Source organism: Ruegeria sp. AB5 (genome assembly GCF_056542645.1).
Window position 1 is genome coordinate 35,577 of record NZ_JBQGAE010000014.1, and the last position, 18,934, is coordinate 54,510.

Annotated in this window: 14 protein-coding genes; 9 read left to right on the forward strand and 5 right to left on the reverse strand. The window is 56.8% G+C overall.

The genetic code is table 11. The annotated features are described in order from the left end of the window. Positions 1–81 precede the first annotated feature (81 nt). Positions 82–978 (reverse strand): glycosyltransferase family 2 protein, encoded by an 897-nt coding sequence (locus tag ACR0L4_RS18935; RefSeq protein ID WP_480514627.1) that lies wholly within the window; start codon positions 976–978, stop codon positions 82–84. Positions 979–1,327: 349 nt separating this feature from the next. Beyond that, positions 1,328–2,071 carry a sugar transferase gene (locus ACR0L4_RS18940; RefSeq protein ID WP_480514629.1) on the reverse strand — a complete coding sequence of 248 codons (744 nt, stop codon included), beginning with the start codon at positions 2,069–2,071 and terminating at the stop codon, positions 1,328–1,330. 759 nt (positions 2,072–2,830) lie between these two features. Between ACR0L4_RS18940 and ACR0L4_RS18945 the strand changes: the two genes are divergently transcribed. Together ACR0L4_RS18945 and ACR0L4_RS18950 are read left to right on the forward strand one after the other, a co-directional pair. Further along, positions 2,831–3,559: an acyltransferase gene (locus ACR0L4_RS18945; protein ID WP_480514631.1), complete on the forward strand. Its 729-nt coding sequence runs from the start codon at positions 2,831–2,833 to the stop codon at positions 3,557–3,559. 25 nt (positions 3,560–3,584) lie between these two features. Beyond that, entirely contained in the window at positions 3,585–4,601 is a 1,017-nt protein-coding gene (locus ACR0L4_RS18950) for a lysylphosphatidylglycerol synthase transmembrane domain-containing protein (RefSeq protein ID WP_480514632.1), read from the forward strand. 4 nt (positions 4,602–4,605) lie between these two features. Here the strand turns inward: ACR0L4_RS18950 and ACR0L4_RS18955 are convergent, their stop codons facing one another. Then, positions 4,606–5,625: a replication initiator protein A gene (locus ACR0L4_RS18955; protein WP_170754313.1), complete on the reverse strand. Its 1,020-nt coding sequence runs from the start codon at positions 5,623–5,625 to the stop codon at positions 4,606–4,608. Between the two features lie 417 nt (positions 5,626–6,042). Here ACR0L4_RS18955 and ACR0L4_RS18960 point away from each other — a divergent pair, with 417 nt between their 5' ends. The 3 genes from ACR0L4_RS18960 (at position 6,043) to ACR0L4_RS18970 (ending at position 9,630) form a co-directional block, all read left to right on the forward strand. Then, a complete protein-coding gene (locus ACR0L4_RS18960; RefSeq protein ID WP_480514634.1) occupies positions 6,043–7,431 on the forward strand; it encodes an AAA family ATPase in 1,389 nt (462 codons plus the stop codon). A 22-nt stretch (positions 7,432–7,453) separates the two neighbouring features. Continuing rightward, entirely contained in the window at positions 7,454–8,524 is a 1,071-nt protein-coding gene (locus ACR0L4_RS18965) for a ParB/RepB/Spo0J family partition protein (RefSeq protein ID WP_480514635.1), read from the forward strand. Between the two features lie 62 nt (positions 8,525–8,586). Continuing rightward, positions 8,587–9,630 carry a glycosyltransferase gene (locus tag ACR0L4_RS18970; RefSeq protein WP_480514637.1) on the forward strand — a complete coding sequence of 348 codons (1,044 nt, stop codon included), beginning with the start codon at positions 8,587–8,589 and terminating at the stop codon, positions 9,628–9,630. Here ACR0L4_RS18970 and ACR0L4_RS18975 read toward each other — a convergent pair. Beyond that, positions 9,560–10,348 (reverse strand): ABC transporter permease, encoded by a 789-nt coding sequence (locus tag ACR0L4_RS18975; protein ID WP_480514638.1) that lies wholly within the window; start codon positions 10,346–10,348, stop codon positions 9,560–9,562. The two genes, ACR0L4_RS18970 and ACR0L4_RS18975, sit on opposite strands and share 71 nt — an antisense overlap. A 128-nt stretch (positions 10,349–10,476) precedes the next feature. Here ACR0L4_RS18975 and ACR0L4_RS18980 point away from each other — a divergent pair, with 128 nt between their 5' ends. From ACR0L4_RS18980 to ACR0L4_RS18995, 4 genes are read left to right on the forward strand one after another with little or no spacing between them, the layout of a single operon-like run. Then, positions 10,477–11,934 (forward strand): sugar transporter, encoded by a 1,458-nt coding sequence (locus ACR0L4_RS18980; RefSeq protein WP_170754324.1) that lies wholly within the window; start codon positions 10,477–10,479, stop codon positions 11,932–11,934. Positions 11,935–11,949: 15 nt separating this feature from the next. Continuing rightward, on the forward strand, positions 11,950–12,603 hold the full coding sequence (locus ACR0L4_RS18985) for an ABC transporter ATP-binding protein (protein ID WP_170754326.1): 654 nt from the start codon (positions 11,950–11,952) through the stop codon (positions 12,601–12,603). A 49-nt stretch (positions 12,604–12,652) separates the two neighbouring features. Continuing rightward, on the forward strand, positions 12,653–13,390 hold the full coding sequence (locus tag ACR0L4_RS18990; protein WP_480514640.1) for a sulfotransferase: 738 nt from the start codon (positions 12,653–12,655) through the stop codon (positions 13,388–13,390). Positions 13,391–13,413: 23 nt separating this feature from the next. Continuing rightward, complete coding sequence (locus ACR0L4_RS18995) at positions 13,414–14,925, forward strand: glycosyltransferase (protein ID WP_480514641.1); 1,512 nt, start codon at positions 13,414–13,416, stop codon at positions 14,923–14,925. Here the strand turns inward: ACR0L4_RS18995 and ACR0L4_RS19000 are convergent. Then, positions 14,906–18,910, reverse strand: a complete 4,005-nt coding sequence (locus tag ACR0L4_RS19000) for a glycosyltransferase family 2 protein (RefSeq protein ID WP_480514642.1) — start codon at positions 18,908–18,910, stop codon at positions 14,906–14,908. The two genes, ACR0L4_RS18995 and ACR0L4_RS19000, sit on opposite strands and share 20 nt — an antisense overlap. Between the last annotated feature and the right edge of the window lie 24 nt (positions 18,911–18,934).

Genomic DNA, 18,934 nt, shown 5'->3' on the forward strand with positions numbered 1-18,934 from the left:
CCCAAACATGTCAAGTCGAGCAGTACTAAACAAAGACTGTTACCAGATGACATCCTAACAGTGTTGTTTTCAGGAAACGCTTCATTCTTGGCCATAGAATTCATGATTTGGTTTCACGAAGCACCCTTTCAGAACACCATAGTGGAACCCCCCCCGAAGCAACCAAAAGGCGCATCTGCCCTTGCTGGCAACAGATGCTGCAGCACAAAGCCCACAGTAGGACGCTTTGGCGATGCTCTTAATAAACAGCAACGGTGTCTTTCGAGTTTGTCCCTGTCGAGCGCAAAACCCATAAATCATACCCGTCGCTAAACTCTTTGACCAAAGCCATCTAAATGAAAGGCGCGAAGAATCCACAGGCTCCCGAACAACAGCAGATTTACTGATTGCCATAAGGACTCCACATCTGTGTAACCGAAAGAAAAAATCGATATCCTCTCCGCCCGTCCGCCCAAAATCGAGACAGAAACGAGCTTCCCGAATATGCGGGTTCTGCAAATCCATAAGAACATTACACGAGAAACCTGTCTCAACAGTCCCATTCAGCGCTGAAGGTACGTTTGAGTGGAATTTATTGGCACACATCCAGTCTGGTGCATCAGCCGGGTAAACTGCATGAGACGGTCCGAATACAACAGCCGCTTGGCTTTGCATTGCGGCTTCTAAAAGGCTGACGATCCAGCCCGGATCCGCTATCTCATCATCGTCGATAAACAGAAAATAGTCCGCATCAGAGTATTCAAGACAAGCGTTTCGCGCAATTGAGATGTTACGGGCCGGGGCGTGCAAATAACTCAGATTCAGTCTTAGCTTGCCTGCCAGTGCTTCGATCTCTGATTTCTTAACCGGCAGTTCATCATTGTCCGCAACGATGATCCGGACTTTCATGTCCGCTGGGATATCCTGCTTGGCCAGACTATCCAATGTCCCACGCAAGCTCTCGCGGCGAAATGTGCAGATGCCAATATCAATTTTCATGTCCCGCCACCAACATGGCCATATTTTGCCAATACGCTTGCAAAGTAAAATTGGAGTTCCATTTATAGATGAAATCCCGCAACATTACTGCATTCGACTCCGCACGAGAACGGATGCGATTTCGCTTTAGATGACAGGCAGGATCCAGATTAGCAATGATCATATCCAGATTGTTCTGCTCCCTGACCATCTCCTTTGGGTTGTGTTTTGCTGGTTATCTGGTGTTCGGAGGGTCTTTCCTCATGTGGCTCCTGGTGGGCTGGCTTTTGTCGGCACCCCTGGTTCTGCTCATTCTTCTCGTTGAACACAGCGCCCACTTCAAAGCCTGGCGGGCGGATCAAAGCCCGCGTTACGCCGCTCCGGACAGACGCCCGGTCACAAACAAAAGCACTGTTTTCAAGAAAATCTGAAGATCAAGCTGCAAGCTGGAATTGCGGACATACCACACATCAAGCGAGACGCGCTCTTCGTAGGATGTGTCCGAACGACCACCAATCTGCCATGCACCGGTGATGCCTGGCTTGACCGCCACGTAGTAAGCTTCATCCTGCCCATAATGCGCCAATTCTTCACGCGTCACCGGACGAGGACCAACAATGCTCATGTGTCCGAAGAACACATTGAAGATTTGCGGCAGCTCATCCAGGCTGGATTGGCGCATCAGGTTTCCGAGGCCCGGAAAGACTCTTGGGTCATTCTTCAGCTTCTTCGTTTCTTCCCACTCACGGCGCAGAACCGGATCCTCGGACAGGATATTTTCAAGAACCTCTGCAGCGTTGGGAACCATTGTGCGGAATTTCAGACAAGGGAATATCTTGCCATCCAAGCCAACCCGGTCGTGCCGAAAAATCGGTGATACGCGGTAAACGAAGATTATATACAGCGACAGCAAGGCCATGATCGGTGCAAACAGCACAATCATCATCAGCGACAGAACGATATCGCAGGCCCGTTTGACAATTTTTCCTGAGAGCCGATATCCGCTGGTCACATGGGTCTTGCTAGAAGGGCAAACAAGCCGGCGGGCTTCACTTCTCTGAATGTCAAAAACACTGTCTTCCCCCGACACGGTGGTCACGGAATCCAAAGACATCACTTTTACCCCCACACACACAACACGCAAAAAATTTTACCAATTAGTCGTCTTACACACCTCACTAACAAAACCATGTGAGGAGGCAGTACAGTCAGAGTTTACCAATCCTTAACGTGACGGCAACCTCCAAAAATCTAGTAGGTCAGATTTTGCCCTGCTTTCACCCACCTTATGCCGCGAATTGCGAAGTTTATATGTGATCTAGATAACAATCGCCCAAAATTTCGGACATTTGACAACGATTGGATCCGAATCGTGGCCTGATTGTGACCTCCCGAGCATGTGCTATTACAGGATGATGGCTACCATTCTCATCAGTGGAGAAGCAGTATCACTCGGAAGGGTTCTTCCTAATTTTACCATAATAAAGCTTATATATATAAAATTTGAAGCCGCAAAACTAAAATGGCACCCGTAAGCAATTCAAAATTTTTACTCTTCTCATATCACAGTTTCGATCTTCGTCCGTGCCAGTTTTAGATTGGAAAAGTTCGCAACCCGTTTATTGAGAACCCGTCAAAAAAAGATCATTTGGAACACAAGTGTCGCCTCATTCTAAACTGTGTATTGGTAACTTATTGGGACTGGCGTAGAGCCTTTTTAACCCTTGCATGCAGGGCAGGTCATCATCCGCCAGAGACTTCTGGAGGTGAGCCGAAAACGCGCATATCAGGTATTTTTTCCCAAGATGTGCTAAACATGACACCATTAATGAGTGCCATGGCCAATTAAAAAAGGACATTCATGAGTCGCGAAATGAGTGGAGAGAGGCTGACCCAAACCGGGGACAGCGCCCTGCAAAGTTACAAGAAACGGATTGTCGGCAGTACCCGGCTGTGGGACCTGATCAAATACGAGGTCAGCACCTTATTCCTAATGAACCTACCTGGTGCATTGGGGCTGATTTTGAGGCAGAAACTCTATCCCGCCCTTATCGGCCACTACGGCAAAGGGGTTGCGATGTCGCAGGCGGTCACCCTACGCTGCCCTTCGCGGCTGTCACTGGGGGCCGGAACTCTGATTGACGAAGGCGCGTTTTTCGACATCAAAAGCAGCGCCGCATCGGTCACGCTGGGTGCGCGCAACCAGATCATGCAGGGGGCGCGGTTCGAAACCGGGTATGAGGGCCATATCACCCTGGGCGATGACTGCTTCATCGGCGCCTTCACCATCCTGAACGGGTTTGGCGGGCTGACCATCGGTGAAAATGTACTGATCGGCGGCCAGTGCCACCTTGTTGCAGGCAACCACAATTTCGGCGACCCGAGCCGCCCTATGAACGCACAAGGTATAAACAGCGCGGGCATCGTGATCGAAGACGATGTCTGGCTGGGCGGCGGCGTCACCGTGCTGGACGGAGTGCGCATCGGGCGCGGCAGTATCATCTCGGCGGGTGCCGTGGTGACCCAGGATGTGGACCCTTTCAGCATTATGGGTGGGGTACCGGCAAAACTGATCCGCAATCGGGTGCCGGATGATGAGTGAATCCGCCAAAACGGACCCTAGTAAAATGTCCAAGAAAATATCAAAAAGCCGCTGGCGCCCGATCATTTCACTGGTAATCAAGGCGGCGATCAGTGCCGGGCTGCTGGGTTGGCTGCTCTATACCCAGATCGACAACATGGACGAAATCTGGGGCGCTATCGGACAGGCCGATCTCTGGATGTTGCTCCTGTCGTTCTCGCTGAACGTGATGGGGTATCTGCTGTGTTCCTGGCGCTGGCAGATCCTATTGCGGGCGCAAGGCTTCATGGTGCGGCTGATCGAACTGATCCGGGCCTATACGATCGGTATTTTCTTCAACGCATTTCTGCCCGGCCTGATGAGTGGCGATTTCATGCGCGCCTATGATATTTCCGACAGGGTGCCGTCCTACACCCGCTCCTTCACAATCCTGTTCGTCGAGCGGCTAACCGGCATGTTCGGCCTGCTCACGCTCGCATTCCTGGCCCTGCCAATCATCGGCTGGGAGGTCGCCGGACAGACCGGTATTGTCTGGATTCTCGCTGCGGTCGCCGGCCTGCTACTGGCGGCCTGCCTGGGTCTGGTGGCGATGCGGCACCAGCGCGATGGGCGATTATGGTCCCTGCCCGGTTTCCGCAAGCTGGGTCAGATCAGCGCGCACATCACCGAAACCTCGCACATGTTCGCCACGCGCATGGGGGCGGTCTATGGCTGCATGGCGATCTCGGTCATCTTTCAGGCCAATGTGGTGCTGCACTACTACCTGATCGGTCTGGCCGTCGGGATCGACCTGCCACCGCTGATCTATTTTGGGATCATCCCGGTTTCTCTGTTCGTGATGATGATCCCGGCCTCGGTAAACGGGATTGGCATACGCGAGCAAATCTTTGTCTACCTGTTCGGGGCTTTCGGCGTTGGCGCGGCTCAGGCCATCTCGCTGGCATGGATTGCGCTGGCCATGGTGCTTCTCCAAGCCGCGGCAGGCGGCGTACTGTTTGCGCTGCGCAAGCGCGACCGGACAACACCGGCCGAAACCTGGGCCGAGACCGGAAACAGCAGATGACTCGCTACCCCCCTGCCCGTTTGCGCACCCAGCCCAGAAACGCGGCGTCAGGTTTCCTGAGCCGTGGCGCGCCCGAGCGGATCCAGACGCCGCGCCATTCGGCCTCAAGCCCGTAAACATCCGCCCCCGGCATCAGTTCACGCGCGGCCTCAAGCGTCTCGGTGCGCAGGTTGGGCAATGGCACGTCCGGTTCGATCAGCCCGGCGCGCGGGGCAAAGCGGATCAGATCGCCCGGCTCCTCGCGCATCTCGTAGTCGGGCAGATGGTCGGCATCGATCATGTCGCGCAGCATCTTGCGGAACACCCGGCGTGGTGAGGCCGAGCCCGATTTCTTCAACAGTGTGTCAACCGAGACCGTCCATCCCGGTTGCCGTCCGCAATGTTTGCGCGCCAACTCATAGATGCGGCGTTCAAGCGGTTTGCGCAGGCGGAAGTAATCGCGGCTGAGCGTCAGAACCGCCTTCGACACTACTGCACGATAGAGCCAGTCGGACAGGGTGACGGCCACGCTGACCATCCGCCCGCCACGGGTCTTGCGCACGATTTCCCATTTCTCGATCAAACCAAAGCCGGTGGTGGTCTCGTCCTCGCCGGTGACGATGTTGGTGGTGATACGGGTCCCCGCCAGCCGTTCAAACGCTTCGCGCAAACGACGATAGGCATCACCGCTGGTTTCACGATTGGTCGCCACCAGAAGATCATGTGCCTTCAGCTGCAGAGTCCGGCTGACCTGCCGCCCCGCATTGATCGCCGCCATCAGCTGGCTGATGCAAAAAATCAGGATGTCTTTGTCATGGATTGTCGCCAGCCCCTTGACCGAAGGGGTCACCGTGATCTGCACGCCATTATGTTCATATTCCAGGATCCGCCGGTCGGGACGAGTCGCCAAAGAAAAGAGCGGATGCTCCATGCTGGCGATGTCATCCTTGGGGATTGCATCGAAGATATCGCAGACGAAGAAATCGCCCTGCTGCCGACGATCGGGCAAAAGCCCCGCCGGTCTGCCTGTAACTGTCCTGCCCATGGCCCTCTTTCGGTGCCTTGTTATCGGTCGGTATCCGACTCGTTTTATTTCGTGGTTTTAGTGACACCCACCGTAGAGTTATCCACAAGCCCGCACAACGATTTTCAAACGGGGGTTCGGAGTCACTTTATCGGGGGTTCAGAGTCGTTTCATCGGGGTTTCAGAGTCACTAAAAGATATAAAAAAGCACACAAGGCATTAAAATAAAAAGACAATCTATCATCGTAAATTTTGCTGTAACTAAAGATAACACAAATCTAACACTTAAAAAAAACGCAATGGATCGGATCCTGCGCTATATTGGCAGCGCCATCTCCTTTATTTTCTGAGAAAAATCATCTGTTGTGCCGCTTTTACTTCCATGTGATACGTTTTTCGGTATCATGGAGAAAACACAACACATCGAGCGGGTTTATCATGGCCAAGGACAGCACTCCCCTGCCCCCCTATTTCAACATCGATCCCAATGCTGCATTGGCGGATCTGGATTTACCCACAGGTACGGACGGCTTTGCCACCATTGCCGAAGCCTGTACCCGGGGACGCGGCGATCTGTCCAGCCGGGGCCTGGATGAGGCTGGCCGCAAGGCGCTGCGTCTGTTTTCGACCTGGGAAATCACTCGCTATCTGATCCCGGTGGCTCAGGCCCATTTCCGCCGCGTGCTGAAACAGAACCCGGACCTGCCGCAGGGTCAGTCCGAGACCGAAGGCGGCGCCAAGTGGTTCACCCTGGATGAAGTGCTGCGCCTGCGGGCCTTTTTCGGAGCTCAAGGATCCAAGGCCAAGAACTACCTGCCCTACCGCCCCGCAGGTCTGCCTGCCAAGATGGTGGCCGTGGCCAATTTCAAGGGCGGGGTCGGCAAGACCAGCACTGCCGCGCATCTGGCCATGTCCGCTGCCCTGGACGGCTATCGGGTGCTGGTGATTGATCTGGACAGCCAGGGGTCGATGACTTCGATCTTCGGCGGCCGTGTCGACGATGAATGGCAAACCGCCTTCCCTCTGTTGGCCCGCCACTACGGAGAATATCTACGCATCGAAAATCAACGCCGTCTGGACCGGGGTGATCCACCCCAGCCTTTGGACGAGTCGCTAAGTGCTGCGCTGGAGATGACCGCGAGTGATCTGATTCAGACCACGCATTGGCCCAATATCGATCTGATCGGGGCGCAGTTGAACCTTTACTGGGCGGAATTCCAGATCCCAGTCTGGCGCATGCAGGCCCGCGGCTGGAAGCTTTGGGATGCGCTGACCGACCGGCTCGAGGCGGATGGGGTGCTGGACAGCTATGACCTGATCTTCATCGACACACCCCCCGCCCTGGGCTATCTGACGATCAACGGACTGGCGGCGGCAGATATTCTGCTGGTGCCCATGGGGGCATCTTTTCTGGAGTTTGATTCGACCGGACGCTTCTTTGACATGCTGCATTCTACCTTCCAATCCATCGAAGAAGGCGAGAATACCGCCGCCCGCGCTCTGGGCCGCCCAGAGATGGCTTTTGAATGGGATGCGGTGCGCGCCGTAATCACTCGCTACGATGGGGCACAGCAAGGTGAACTGGCAGCCTTGATGCAGGCTTACCTGGGCAAAACCCTATCCCCGCACCGGCAGGATTTTACCGCGCTGATCGGACAGGCAGGCGAACAGGTCAGCGGTATCTACGAGGCCGATTATCGCAATTTCAACCGCGAAACCTACGCCCGGGGGCGTGAAACCTTCGACGCGACCTATGCCGCCTTCAAGCGTCTGTTGTTGGGTGTTTGGCGTCGCGAGGAGCTGGCAGCGCAGCAGGCAGCAGAATAATCCCACAAAGAGGAGAGCAGAGATGGCGAAACGTAAGCGACTGACCCCGGCTCAACCCACCTATCTGGATGGACCCGCCGTAAACCAGCGCGCGCCCGAGACCAAGGCAATGCCGTTCAGTTCGGCGCCGATTGCACAGGTGGCGGGCGAGGCAGCAGCCACCGCGGCCCTGACCGAGGTGGCGCAGGAATTGCACAGCGCCCGGGCTGAGGGGCGGATGATCGAATTGCTGCCGCTGGACGCCATCGATGATCGTCATCTGGTCCGCGACCGTCTGGAGCAGAATGAAGACGAAATGACGGCCCTTGTGGACAGTCTGCGCGCTCGGGGCCAACAGATGCCGATCGAGGTGGTTGCCCTGCCTGCGCCAGCCGGTGGACGATCCTACGGTCTGATTTCCGGCTGGCGGCGCCTGACCGCGCTGCGTCGGCTGTTCCGGGAAACGGGGGATGCGAAATTCGCCACCGTTCGCGCCATGACGATCACGCCGGATACGGCCCAGGATGCCTATGTGGCGATGGTCGAGGAAAACGAGATCCGGGTGAACCTGTCGCATTATGAGCGCGCCCGGATCGCAGTGCGGGCGATGAAAGAAGGGGTGTATCCCACGCAGAAAGCCGCACTTCAGGGTCTGTTTGGCAATGCAACCCGGTCGAAGCGGTCTAAGATCGGCACCTTTATTCAACTGGTCGAGGCATTTGATGCGGTGCTGTATTTCCCCTCGGCAATCAGTGAGAAGCTGGGGCTGGCGCTGGCTCGTGAGATGGGGCGTGATGCGGGGTATGCTGATGCTCTGAAATCCCGATTGCAAAACACCTCCCGTGACAGTGCCGAGGCTGAGATGCAGATTCTGTCTGATAGTCTCGCCAAGCTGGCGCGGCCCCCTGCCCCGCCAGCCGATCCGTCCATTCCATCTCGCCCTCGGTTGCGTCAGGCTTCGCCGGAAACAGCGACAGGAGAGCGGATAGTAACCCGCGTAACCACTGGCATCGAAATGCGGTTCACTCCCGATCAGGGTCGTTTAGAGCTTGTTGGAGACGGGGTTTCGGAGCGATTGGCCGAGGCGCTGCAGGACTGGTTGCGCTCGCTGTGATCCTTAACAGAGTGTTTCGCGCGCGAAACATTTGAGCCCGGCCCCTCAGAGGAGGTTTATTTATGACCACCGCCCCGCATAAACGCCTTGTGGCCGTGGTTGTGACCCATAATCGCCTGAACCAGCTCCGACTTACGCTGCAGCGCCTGCTTGAGGCTGACGCAACGCATTTGCAGGCCATAGTGGTAGTAAATAACGCATCAATCGATGACACGGCAGTATGGCTGGCCTCGGTGCGAGATTCCCGGGTAGATGTGATCACAAGCACAAAAAACCTAGGAGGTGCAGGCGGGTTTGAGTTGGGTATGCGGCATGCCACCGCGCGGTTTGATCCGGATTGGATGGTGGTAATGGATGACGACGCCCGCCCTCTGCCCGATGCATTGGCCACCTTCCACGCCCAGCCCCGCCCCGAGGATACGGCCTATGCCGCCGCGGTCTATTTCCCCGACGGGCGCATCTGCGAGATGAACCGCCCGTCGGTCAACCCGTTCTGGAGCGCGAGACTGTTTCTGCGATCCTTGCTCCGGGGGCGTGACGGCTATCACATACCGCGTGCAGCATATCAGGCCGATGCCCCCTGCCCTATTGATCTGACCTCATTTGTAGGTCTGTTTATGTCCCGTGGGATCATCGCCGAAACCGGCTATCCCGACCCCGGACTGTTCCTCTACGGCGATGACGTGATCTATACGCTGACCCTGCGTCGGCGAGGGCTGAAAATCCTGTTCGATCCCGCGCTGCGCTTTGAACATGACTTCAGCACTTTTCAGGATCAAGGATCTCAGGTCATCCGACCCATGTGGAAGGTCTATTATTTCTGCCGCAACCGACTGCTGATGTACCGCAAGGCGGCGCCGTTCCTATTCTGGCCTCTTCTGCCTGTGATGGCGCTGAAATGGGGGGCAGCCTTCAGGCATTATGGGGCGCACAAAGCCCTTTATCTGCGTTTGCTGCGCCGAGCCCTGCGAGACGCAGTGCTGCGGAACACGGGCCTCAGCCATGAAGACGTTCTGACTCTGGCCGGCGATACCGTCACTGGTTCAGGATATCCCGGTGATAGCGACCCAGCAGAATCAGACCCATCAGCAGAGTCGACAAGCTGACAAGCAGAACGAAGACCTCGCTGATATATTGCGGGTGATAGGTGGGATATATTCCCTCCCGCATCAGGCCGGTGATATGGATCAGCGGATTGAACCACAATACGTTCTGGACGCTCTGCGGCATATCCTCGTAGATGTAGAAAATGCCGGAAACCAGAAACAGGGGGCGTGTCGCGATCGACCAGATCAGATCATAGGTCGGGAAGAGACCTCCAATGGCGCAATTCAGAGTGCCGATGCCCAGCCCAAGCAAAGCGGCCAACCCCAGCGCCTCGGCAATAGGTCCGATTTCAAGAACAGCCCGGCTGTCGACAGTGGCCAGAATCCCGGTCAGCAGGATATATGTGACCAGCAGCCCGGTCAGAAGATTGAGGGTGAACCGGGCCAGGATGGCGTCCACCCATGTCACGACGGGATACATCAGCAGAGGCCGTGAAAAGCTGATCGCCCTGGCCACCGTCAAAGACAGACTCTGATACAGGTTGAAGGCCAGATAGGCCGAGGCATAAAACAGCAGGAAACTGTTGCCCAGCGATGGATTGCGCATCAGCAGCGAAAAACCAAAGCTGAGGATGATGATAACGCCTAGAGGCTCAACCACAGCCCAGACATAGCCACCGGGGTTGCGTCCGTAACGGGTCGACATCTCTCGCAGGATCAAAGCCGTGATCGTGCGTGGCCCGATCCAGTGGCGGGTTGTACCACCCCCCGGCTGCATTGCATGAGATCCTGTGTCCAAGGGGGCCGGCATATGCGCATCATCTCGTTTTGGTCTGTGCGTGCCGGTCTGATTATGTAAGAATCAGTTATGGAATTCAAATGCCTTCGGGGCGGAACAGAGCGCACATGACAGAAAAATCAGAGGCGGATAAACCGACGGCCAAGGTTGTCGACAGCACCCGAAAGAAAACTGATCCTCTGAGTAAACAAGGGGCGCAAAAACAAGCTGCAACTGCGGGACAGCCACAGCTGGCGGCCGTGCCTAATAGAGGGCCGGGCAAGCCTGCTGGCCAACAAGGTGGCAAGCAGGGTGGTCCTGGACGCCAAGGCAGGCCCGCCGGGCAGGGGCCCGGTCAGCGGAAAGGGCAGGGGTCTAAGCAAGGCCAGCAGCAGGGTCGGAACCCGGCCCGCAAACCGGGGCCGCCGCCCCCGCCAACCGTCACCGTACAACCGCTGGCGCAGCCGGCCAGCATGAAACGCCGTCATTGGGGGCTGTTGCTGAGCTTTGTGCTGATCGTGACGCTGCCTCTGGCTGGGCTGGCCTATTACCTCTGGACACAGGCCAAGGATCAATATTCCTCGACCGCTGCGTTCACCGTGCGATCGGAGGAAGGCGGATCGGCCTCGGAACTTCTGGGTGGGTTGGCGCAGTTTGCTAATTCCGGCACGGGTGTCGACAGCGACATCCTGTATGAATTCATCCAAAGCCAGGAAATTGTTGAGACTATCGAAGCCAAGCTGGCCCTACGCGCGCACTACGAAACCCACTGGCCCAAGGACTGGATGTTCTCGATCTGGCCGAACGCCACACTCGAGGATCTGGTCTGGTTCTGGCAGCGTATTGTGCGAATTTCCTATGATCAGTCGACGGGGCTGATAGAGATCAGGGTTCTGGCCTTTGATCCCGACTATGCGCAAGACGTGGCGCAGCAGATCGTGAGTGAAAGTCAGGACCGGATCAATGCGCTGAACATACAGGCGCGCGAAGACGCAATGCGCTATGCCCGTGAAGACTTGGAAGAGGCCGTCGTGCAACTCAAGACCGCGCGCGAGGCCCTGACCAGTTTTCGCACTCGGACCCGCATCGTCGATCCCGAGGCCGACATTCAGGGCCGTATGGGGGTGATGAACAACTTGCAGCAGGCTCTGGCTGAAGCGCTGATCGAATTTGACCTTCTCAGTGAAACGGTATCCACCAGCGACCCCCGCCTGACCAACGCACAGCGCCGCATTGACGTGATCCGCGAGCGTATCGCGGCGGAACGGCAGACATTCGCATCGGATAGCACCGAATTGGGTGCCGTGGGCGAGGATTACCCCTCGTTGATTGCGGAATATGAAAGCCTCAGCGTCGATCGGCAGTTCGCGGAAGAGACCTATCGCGTGGCACTGACCGCGCTGGATGTGGCGCGGGACAACGCTGCCCGCCAAAGCCGGTATCTGGCCACCTATATCCGCCCAACCATGGCGCAAAGCTCGGAATTCCCGCGCCGTTATATTCTGATGGGGCTGGCTATGCTGTTCTTGCTGATGCTGTGGTCGATCCTTGCGCTGATCTATTACAGCATCCGGGATCGGGGCTGAGGGCAGGGACCTGCAATGATCCGCTTTGAAAACCTGACCAAAAGCTTCCGCGTGCGGGGTGAGCGCCGGGTTGTCATAGACAACCTCACCGCCACTCTGCCCACCGGCAAGTCACTGGCGCTTCTGGGACGCAACGGAGCAGGAAAATCCACCCTGCTGCGGCTGCTGGCGGGTACGATGCGCCCCGATAGCGGTCAGATCATCAGCGATGGGCGGATTTCCTGGCCTGTGGGGTTTGGGGGGTCTTTCCACGGCGACCTGACCGGCGCACAGAATGTCAGCTTCATCGCACGTATCTACGGCGTGGACACCGACAGTCTGATGTCGTTTGTCGAGGATTTTGCCGAGCTGGGGAAATACTTCCACATGCCGGTGCGCAGCTATTCCAGCGGCATGCGGTCGCGGCTGACCTTTGGCGCATCGATGGGCATCCGGTTCGATACCTATCTGGTGGATGAGGTGACTGCGGTGGGCGATGCTGCATTTCGCCGCAAAAGTCGGGCCGTCTTTGCCGAACGCATGCGTCATTCCAGCGCCATTCTGGTCAGCCACGAGTTGAACCAACTGCGCCAGTTCTGTGACGCTGGGATCGTGTTGGCCGATGGTCGGATTACTTATTTTGACGATTTGGAAGAGGCCATTGCACTGCATTTGGAATTGATGCAATGAAATAGAGTTACCTGCAGTTTTAGTGCCGAAACACGGACCCGAACATAGTATGGAATCTTCTTCCGAGCCGCAGCGGTTTTTGATTGTTGGTCTCCCACGTAGTGGGACTACTTATCTGATGACCTTATTGAATGCGCATCGCGATATTCTGTGCGCCGGAGAGCAGTTTAACCCTTATGCGATCATAGGCGCAGAAGATAGCTCTGAAGAGTTTTCCGAAATAGCTCAGAGAGATGCTGACCCAAGGGCGCATTCGGATGCGTTTTTTGATGCGCATGCCGGGAGCGGGAACAAATATGTAGGGTACAAGCTGATGATCGGGCATAATATCCGCATGTTGCGGTATCTGCCTGACCTCACGGATTACAAACTGATCTATGTACACCGAGAAAACAAGCTGGCGCAGATGGCCTCGTGGATCAAGGCAAACCGGTCAAAACGCTGGGCACAGTCTCAGGTGGATGATCATATCGAGGAAAAGATCACTGCGGGGCCGCTTCAGATTAGCCAAAAGTGGCATGAGTTCGCCACGTTTGATTTTCTGTTCACGCAGTGGTTCCGCACCTTGCCACAGGAGAAAATGAAGCTTGAATATCGTCAGATGTTCGAAGATGGGTTCGAAGAACGCCTGTGCGATTTTCTGGGCGTCGAATATGATCCAAAGATGAAAAGCCCGCTGGTCAAGCAGGGTGCGAATTCTATCCTGGAGCGGTTTGAAAAGCCGGGACCGATTCAGGCCTATTTCAGGAAATTGGGACGCGGGAAGTGGTTGAATAAAGAGATCTGATATTCCGCTGCATTTGGTTTGATATGCGTATTCTTTTTTACAACTGGGTCGACTACCTAGACGACGAAAAGCGCGGGGGTGGTGTCTCGGTCTATTTGCGCAACCTGATGACCGAATTGCAGGCGCAACCGGAAGTCACTCAGGTGTTTCTGTCCTCGGGGATTTCTTATGATCTGATTTCACGCAGGCCTCGCTGGGAAAGAGTGCGCCATGGGCCCAAGGAGAACCGCGAGAACCGATATGAAATTGTCAACTCCGGCGTGTTGTCACCGTCGCACCATTCGTTCGGTGCGCCTGAGCAGGTCTCGCACATCCCGACTCGTGATGCGTTTTTCGACTTTGTAGAAGAAACCGGCCCCTACGACGTGATCCATTTCCACAATTTGGAGGGGCTGCCGGCGGATGTGCTTGAGATCAAGGCGCGCTGTCCGGACACCAAGGTGATTCTGTCACTGCATAATTACTACCCGGTCTGCCCTCAGGTGAACCTGTGGCATCAGGAAATGCGCGCATGCACGGATTTTCAGGCTGGGGCCAAATGCGTGGATTGTCTGGTGCACAAGCATGATGAACGTTTGGTGCGTATCGCCAACGCGGTGGCGTATCGGTTGAAATGCGCGGGTGTACGACCGGGCTCGCGCGGGTTTGACCTTTTGTTCGGGAACATGTTGCGTATTGCACACCGGACAAGCCGGGCATTCGGGCGACTGAGGGGCCGCTCCAAATCAGGATCGGCGCAGCCCGCCGCCTCTGTTGCCGCAGGTTTCGCAACGCGACGTCAGTCCTTTGTCAACCAGATCAATGCCGGATGCGATCTGGTGTTGTGCGTGTCTGAACGCGTGCGCGAAATCGCACAGGGCTATGGGATCTCTCCTGGGATATTGCGCACCAGCTATATTGGTACCCAGCAAGCGGCTCTGTTCTCGGAATCCGAGCCGGCAAAGGCTCTGCCAAAGGCAAAAACGGCTCTGACACTGGGTTTTTTGGGCTATATGCGTCGGGACAAGGGGTTCTTTTTCCTGTTGGATGCGCTTGAGGCGCTGCCATCGGAATTGGCCGTGAAAGTTCGGCTGGTGGTTGCCGCGCGCTCTGGCGAGGCTGAGGCGATGCGCCGCTTAGAGCTGTTGAGGGTGCGACTCGGGGGGGTCGCGCATCTGGATGGCTATAGCCATGACGGGCTGGACGATCTGCTGCGTGATGTGGATGTGGGTGTGATCCCCGTGTTGTGGGAGGATAACCTTCCGCAGGTCGCAATTGAGATGCATGCCCGCCATATTCCGTTGTTGACAAGTGATATGGGCGGGGCGCAGGAACTGGCCGGTGATGCGGATATGGTATTTGCCGCCGGCGACATCGACAGCTTTACCGACCGCATCCGGGCGTTACTGGCAGGCAAAATTGATATGCAGCGCTATTGGCAGAATGCACAGGCGCCGCAGACGATGACAAGGCATTTGGATGAATTGAACAGGCTCTATAAAGGCCAAAAAGGGGTTGAAGTGGGAAAGCCCACCATCATCCCAACCGCGCTTTGACGAAGTCGCTGTCGGTCCATGGTATCGACAGGTCTGCATCATAGATGCGGTCGCGCCCTTCCGAGATCAGGGCCAGATATTTGCGGTATTCTTCAGCATTATTGAAGTGCTGGCGGCGGGCCACCTCGGTTTGCGCCTTGCGACGGAAATCGGCATTGTATTTGAAATGCCCAAACAACAGCTCCCGCTCGGCAAGCGTTGTTCCTGCCACATAGTGCAGCCCCGCTGACAACCGCATGAAGGGCGAGTATTTCAACAGCGCTATTTTTTGCGCCACAAACAGTTCCCGGCGAGACCCGGGGATCAGGCGGTGGCGCAGCGCCGACGTCCATGTCGGTGCGTTGGAGTAGGGGCCTCGCCCGAACGAGTCGAGTTGGAAGGGATCGCGATCGGTGAACCCGGCCTCGGCAAAGGGGTCGCCACTGGTAAAGCCAGCCTCTTCCAGCGGCCCTTGTGGGTACATGTCGAGCATGAAGATGCGCACGCCGTCGGCCGCATCAAATTCCGGGCGGCGCAACAGATCAGGCAGGGTTTCCCGCTGTGGCACCTGCCAGGTCAGCAGTTCATCCGCATCGGCAACCAATGACCAACGCCCAAGGCGGAAATGCCCCATCAGAGCCTGCTGCCAGGCCACACCGTATTGCGATCTGCTATAATCCGTGTCGACCGAGAACAGCGCCACATCGGGCTGGTCTGCCAGAAATTCCAATGTGCCGTCATCCGAGCAGTTATCGGCGATCAGAAAGCTCTCGACCCCCAGCTTGCGGTAATGGTCCAGGAAGTGTGGCAGCATGAACATTTCGTTGCGCATGACCGCGACCACAGCCACTGGCGCTTCGCGTGCGGCGAACAGGCGGCTGGTATCCGTCACCATCTCAAGCGCATTGGTCTGTTCGCCCAGTTTGGCGCGCTGATAGCTGGGCCAGATCTTTTTGGGGAACAGGCCCGGTGTATCCAGTCGGCTGTTTGCATCGGCTTGTGTGGCTGAATCGTCCAGATGCACCAGCTTGACTGGTGCGGTCTGGCTGGCGTCGAACCCGTTCAACCAGCGCGACACCGCGATGCCCTCGGGCTGGGCCCGGCGGCGGACCGAAATGTGATAATCCTCGTTCGCGGGTGAGATGCCACCCAGGGCCAGCAGGTCGCCCACCAGCTTGTCTTCCATGAAAGACACCTGAATCAGAGCCTGACCTGTTGCGCTTGCGGCAGTGTCCAGCAGTGTTCCCATGGCGTGTCGGCTAAGCGCATAGCCCGACCCGCCATCGCAATAGGTTGAGGGTTCGGGCGATTTGTCAAATTCAAGCCGCCCGCGTTCCGAGGTGGATTTGGCGCAGTGCCAGGCCCGGTCCATCTGGCCGGGCACCCGGGTCAATGCGCGGCCATAGTAGTCGAATTTCCGATAACTGAGCGAATGGAAATACTCCTCGGGGTTGAGGAAACAATCATCGTCGATCTTCAGCATATGGGCGAAGGGGGTGTTGTCATGCACCCAGCGGATCGTGGCCAGCGTTTTTTGCGGCAGTCCTTCATAATCGTCGGGGGCGTCCAGATGCAGGACACCGCCATCCAGGGTGCCGTCCCCATCGCCAGTGACAATCAGATAGGGCACGCCAAGTGCGGCGAGACGGCTCAGCCATCCGTCGCGCAGGGCCTGGACGCGACGGCCGAGATTGGCGCGGCAGGAGGTGACCATGACCACCGTGTCAAAAAGCGAATTGACTGGGCCGGGCAGGGAGTTTGGAACCTGCACTGCGGGCGGGGTTGTGGTTTCGAGTACCTTCAGGTTGGCTGCTGCACCGGTCTTGCCTGCAGCAGCGCGGCGGCGAAGGGCCTGCAATGGCTGTGCCAGAGCGGGCGTCCTGAGCGGGTCAGCAGGATCACTTTCCGCTGCTTTTGCCCTTTTTAGAGCCTGATTTAGCCATTCGGTCAGGATTGTTTTGGCCGCCGCCGCACCACCGCTGTCGATCAACCCATTCAGCAACCCCAATGCAGCACCAAGGCCGATCCACTTGTCCATCGCATCGGTCAACCTGTCGAGGTCAGCGAGCAGTGCACGACAGTCGTCTTGTGGGTCGATCCCATTCCGGGCCGCCGCGAGCAGATCCGCAGCACGGTGGCTAACAGAGCATTGCAGTGCGTAACGGGGCGCGCGGTCAACCATATCAGGTAGGCTGGCACCTCTTGAGCGAACGAGTTCCTCTAGAGCCGGTTCCGTTGGGGCGCTGTCTGGGGTCGCCATGTGGCGCATCGCGGCTTCTGCCGAGTCGAGACCCGCAAGCAGCAGTGCCGATACGGTCGGGGCCTCGGGGCCGGGCAGACCAGCCGGGCCGAACATGTCGCGCCGGATACGTCCGCAATCGGGACAGCCAAACCGTTCGAATAATACAAGTGCATCCGCCTTTTTTGCAGGTGTTGTTTCCGGGTCGTACAGGACTGCGAAGGCGTCCTGAGCGGCGACCATGCGCGGTGAAAGCGCGGCGTCGCTTGCAGCAATCCGGGTCCAGAACAGAGGAGACATACCAAAGGCCTGCAGCAAGCTTGTTTCAATCCATTGGTATTGGCGCGGATGCAGGCGTGGGCCATCCGCGATCAGTGCGACAGCGGTTTCTGTCAGCTGTGTGCAATGGGTTCGCTGCCAATAATCTGCGGTGCGTCGTTCTAAGAATCTCAGGAAGGCGGTGATGATCTCGTCCTTCGCCGCATTGTTGATCCTTGGGTCGTTCAGTGCGGTGCGGACTGTCCAGGCCAACGGAGGGGTCATGATCCATCGCTCTGGCCGTTCCGCCAGTTGTTTCAAAACTATGCAAAGCCGCGAGATACGGCGATCCCGTAGAAGATGGGGCAGCAAACCGGAATTGAACCAGCTGTTTTCCTGGGCTGGTGATATCGATTTAATACCATGGGCTTGGGCATGCGCATAGAGCAGATCAAAGTCATCACGCTGGCAAAAGGCCTCAGACAGCGCGATATAGAACGAGGACTGCATTTCGCCCAGCGTTGGGGCCAACTCGTCCAGAATCTCGAGCAGGGAGTCCGGCGTTTTACCTTTGTGTAGAGCCTGTGCAACGCGCGCTAGCGCATTTTGAAGGATGGTTCGTTCGGGCTGCACTGCCTCTGGTGCATCCGGTGCTTCCGGCACGTCGAGGAACTGCTCAAGGCCCAACCCGTTAGCCAGTTTTACCAGCTGACCACGCAGTGGCGGGTCAAGCTCGGCTGTGATGCCAGAAAACCGGGCGTGCTCGATGATTTGGGTTGCCAGAACCGGGTCGCCGGCAAGATCGCCACCTGTCAGCGCTGTCTGTATCTGCTCGATAAGATCGGACCGGTGCAGCTTGTACTGAGCCAGCACCGCGTCTTTGTGCATGATCCATAGCTGCAATGCGTCATTCTCAGTGCGTCCTTGCCAGATCCTACCGGGCAGGACCGATCGCAGAATTGTGGCCGAATCTTTGATGGACACGATGAGTTTCGGGGCGTGATGGACGCCATCGATCTCCAGACGCAGGTCTTCCGGTCGATAGAGCCCGTCCAGCCGCCCGCGCAGGTCCAACCGCGGGGACAGGGTCAGGCCGGTATCATCGACGCCTTTGTAATCCATATGGATGGTACTGGCCTGAATACCGCCCTGATAGTCGATGAAGGCAATGTCTCCCAGATTTGGGAAGCGCTGCCGCCCTATCATGGAGCCAAAGCTGAAAACCTTTTTCCCATTAATCCATACGCTGACCCGCGGAGGAGCAAAACGGATCTCGATATCGTTGTCTTTGGCATTCAGGGCAATCGGACGTTGCTGTTCACGCGCCCAGTCCTCAGGGGTCTTCCCGCGACGGTTGCAGACCGCAAGCGCTGCGTCAGCGCGCAAGGACAGGTGAAACAGGATATTACTGCGCTCTGCGTCAAAGAAAGAAATATTTGCAAAGGAGTGCCTGGCAAAGTCGGCGCGATAAGACAGGCTAGAAAAACGCGTTGTGGAAAAAACCAACATTCCGGAGGCGACCTGAAGCAAGGG

Coding starts and splice junctions, on each gene's coding strand:
- ACR0L4_RS18975 (WP_480514638.1), bottom strand. CDS start 10,348: ATGCAGCCGGGGGGTGGTACAACCCGCCACTGGATCGGGCCACGCACG.
- ACR0L4_RS18985 (WP_170754326.1), top strand. CDS start 11,950: ATGATCCGCTTTGAAAACCTGACCAAAAGCTTCCGCGTGCGGGGTGAG.
- ACR0L4_RS18950 (WP_480514632.1), top strand. CDS start 3,585: ATGTCCAAGAAAATATCAAAAAGCCGCTGGCGCCCGATCATTTCACTG.
- ACR0L4_RS18980 (WP_170754324.1), top strand. CDS start 10,477: ATGACAGAAAAATCAGAGGCGGATAAACCGACGGCCAAGGTTGTCGAC.
- ACR0L4_RS18935 (WP_480514627.1), bottom strand. CDS start 978: ATGAAAATTGATATTGGCATCTGCACATTTCGCCGCGAGAGCTTGCGT.
- ACR0L4_RS19000 (WP_480514642.1), bottom strand. CDS start 18,910: ATGTTGGTTTTTTCCACAACGCGTTTTTCTAGCCTGTCTTATCGCGCC.
- ACR0L4_RS18970 (WP_480514637.1), top strand. CDS start 8,587: ATGACCACCGCCCCGCATAAACGCCTTGTGGCCGTGGTTGTGACCCAT.
- ACR0L4_RS18960 (WP_480514634.1), top strand. CDS start 6,043: ATGGCCAAGGACAGCACTCCCCTGCCCCCCTATTTCAACATCGATCCC.
- ACR0L4_RS18955 (WP_170754313.1), bottom strand. CDS start 5,625: ATGGGCAGGACAGTTACAGGCAGACCGGCGGGGCTTTTGCCCGATCGT.
- ACR0L4_RS18940 (WP_480514629.1), bottom strand. CDS start 2,071: ATGTCTTTGGATTCCGTGACCACCGTGTCGGGGGAAGACAGTGTTTTT.
- ACR0L4_RS18965 (WP_480514635.1), top strand. CDS start 7,454: ATGGCGAAACGTAAGCGACTGACCCCGGCTCAACCCACCTATCTGGAT.
- ACR0L4_RS18990 (WP_480514640.1), top strand. CDS start 12,653: ATGGAATCTTCTTCCGAGCCGCAGCGGTTTTTGATTGTTGGTCTCCCA.
- ACR0L4_RS18995 (WP_480514641.1), top strand. CDS start 13,414: ATGCGTATTCTTTTTTACAACTGGGTCGACTACCTAGACGACGAAAAG.
- ACR0L4_RS18945 (WP_480514631.1), top strand. CDS start 2,831: ATGAGTGGAGAGAGGCTGACCCAAACCGGGGACAGCGCCCTGCAAAGT.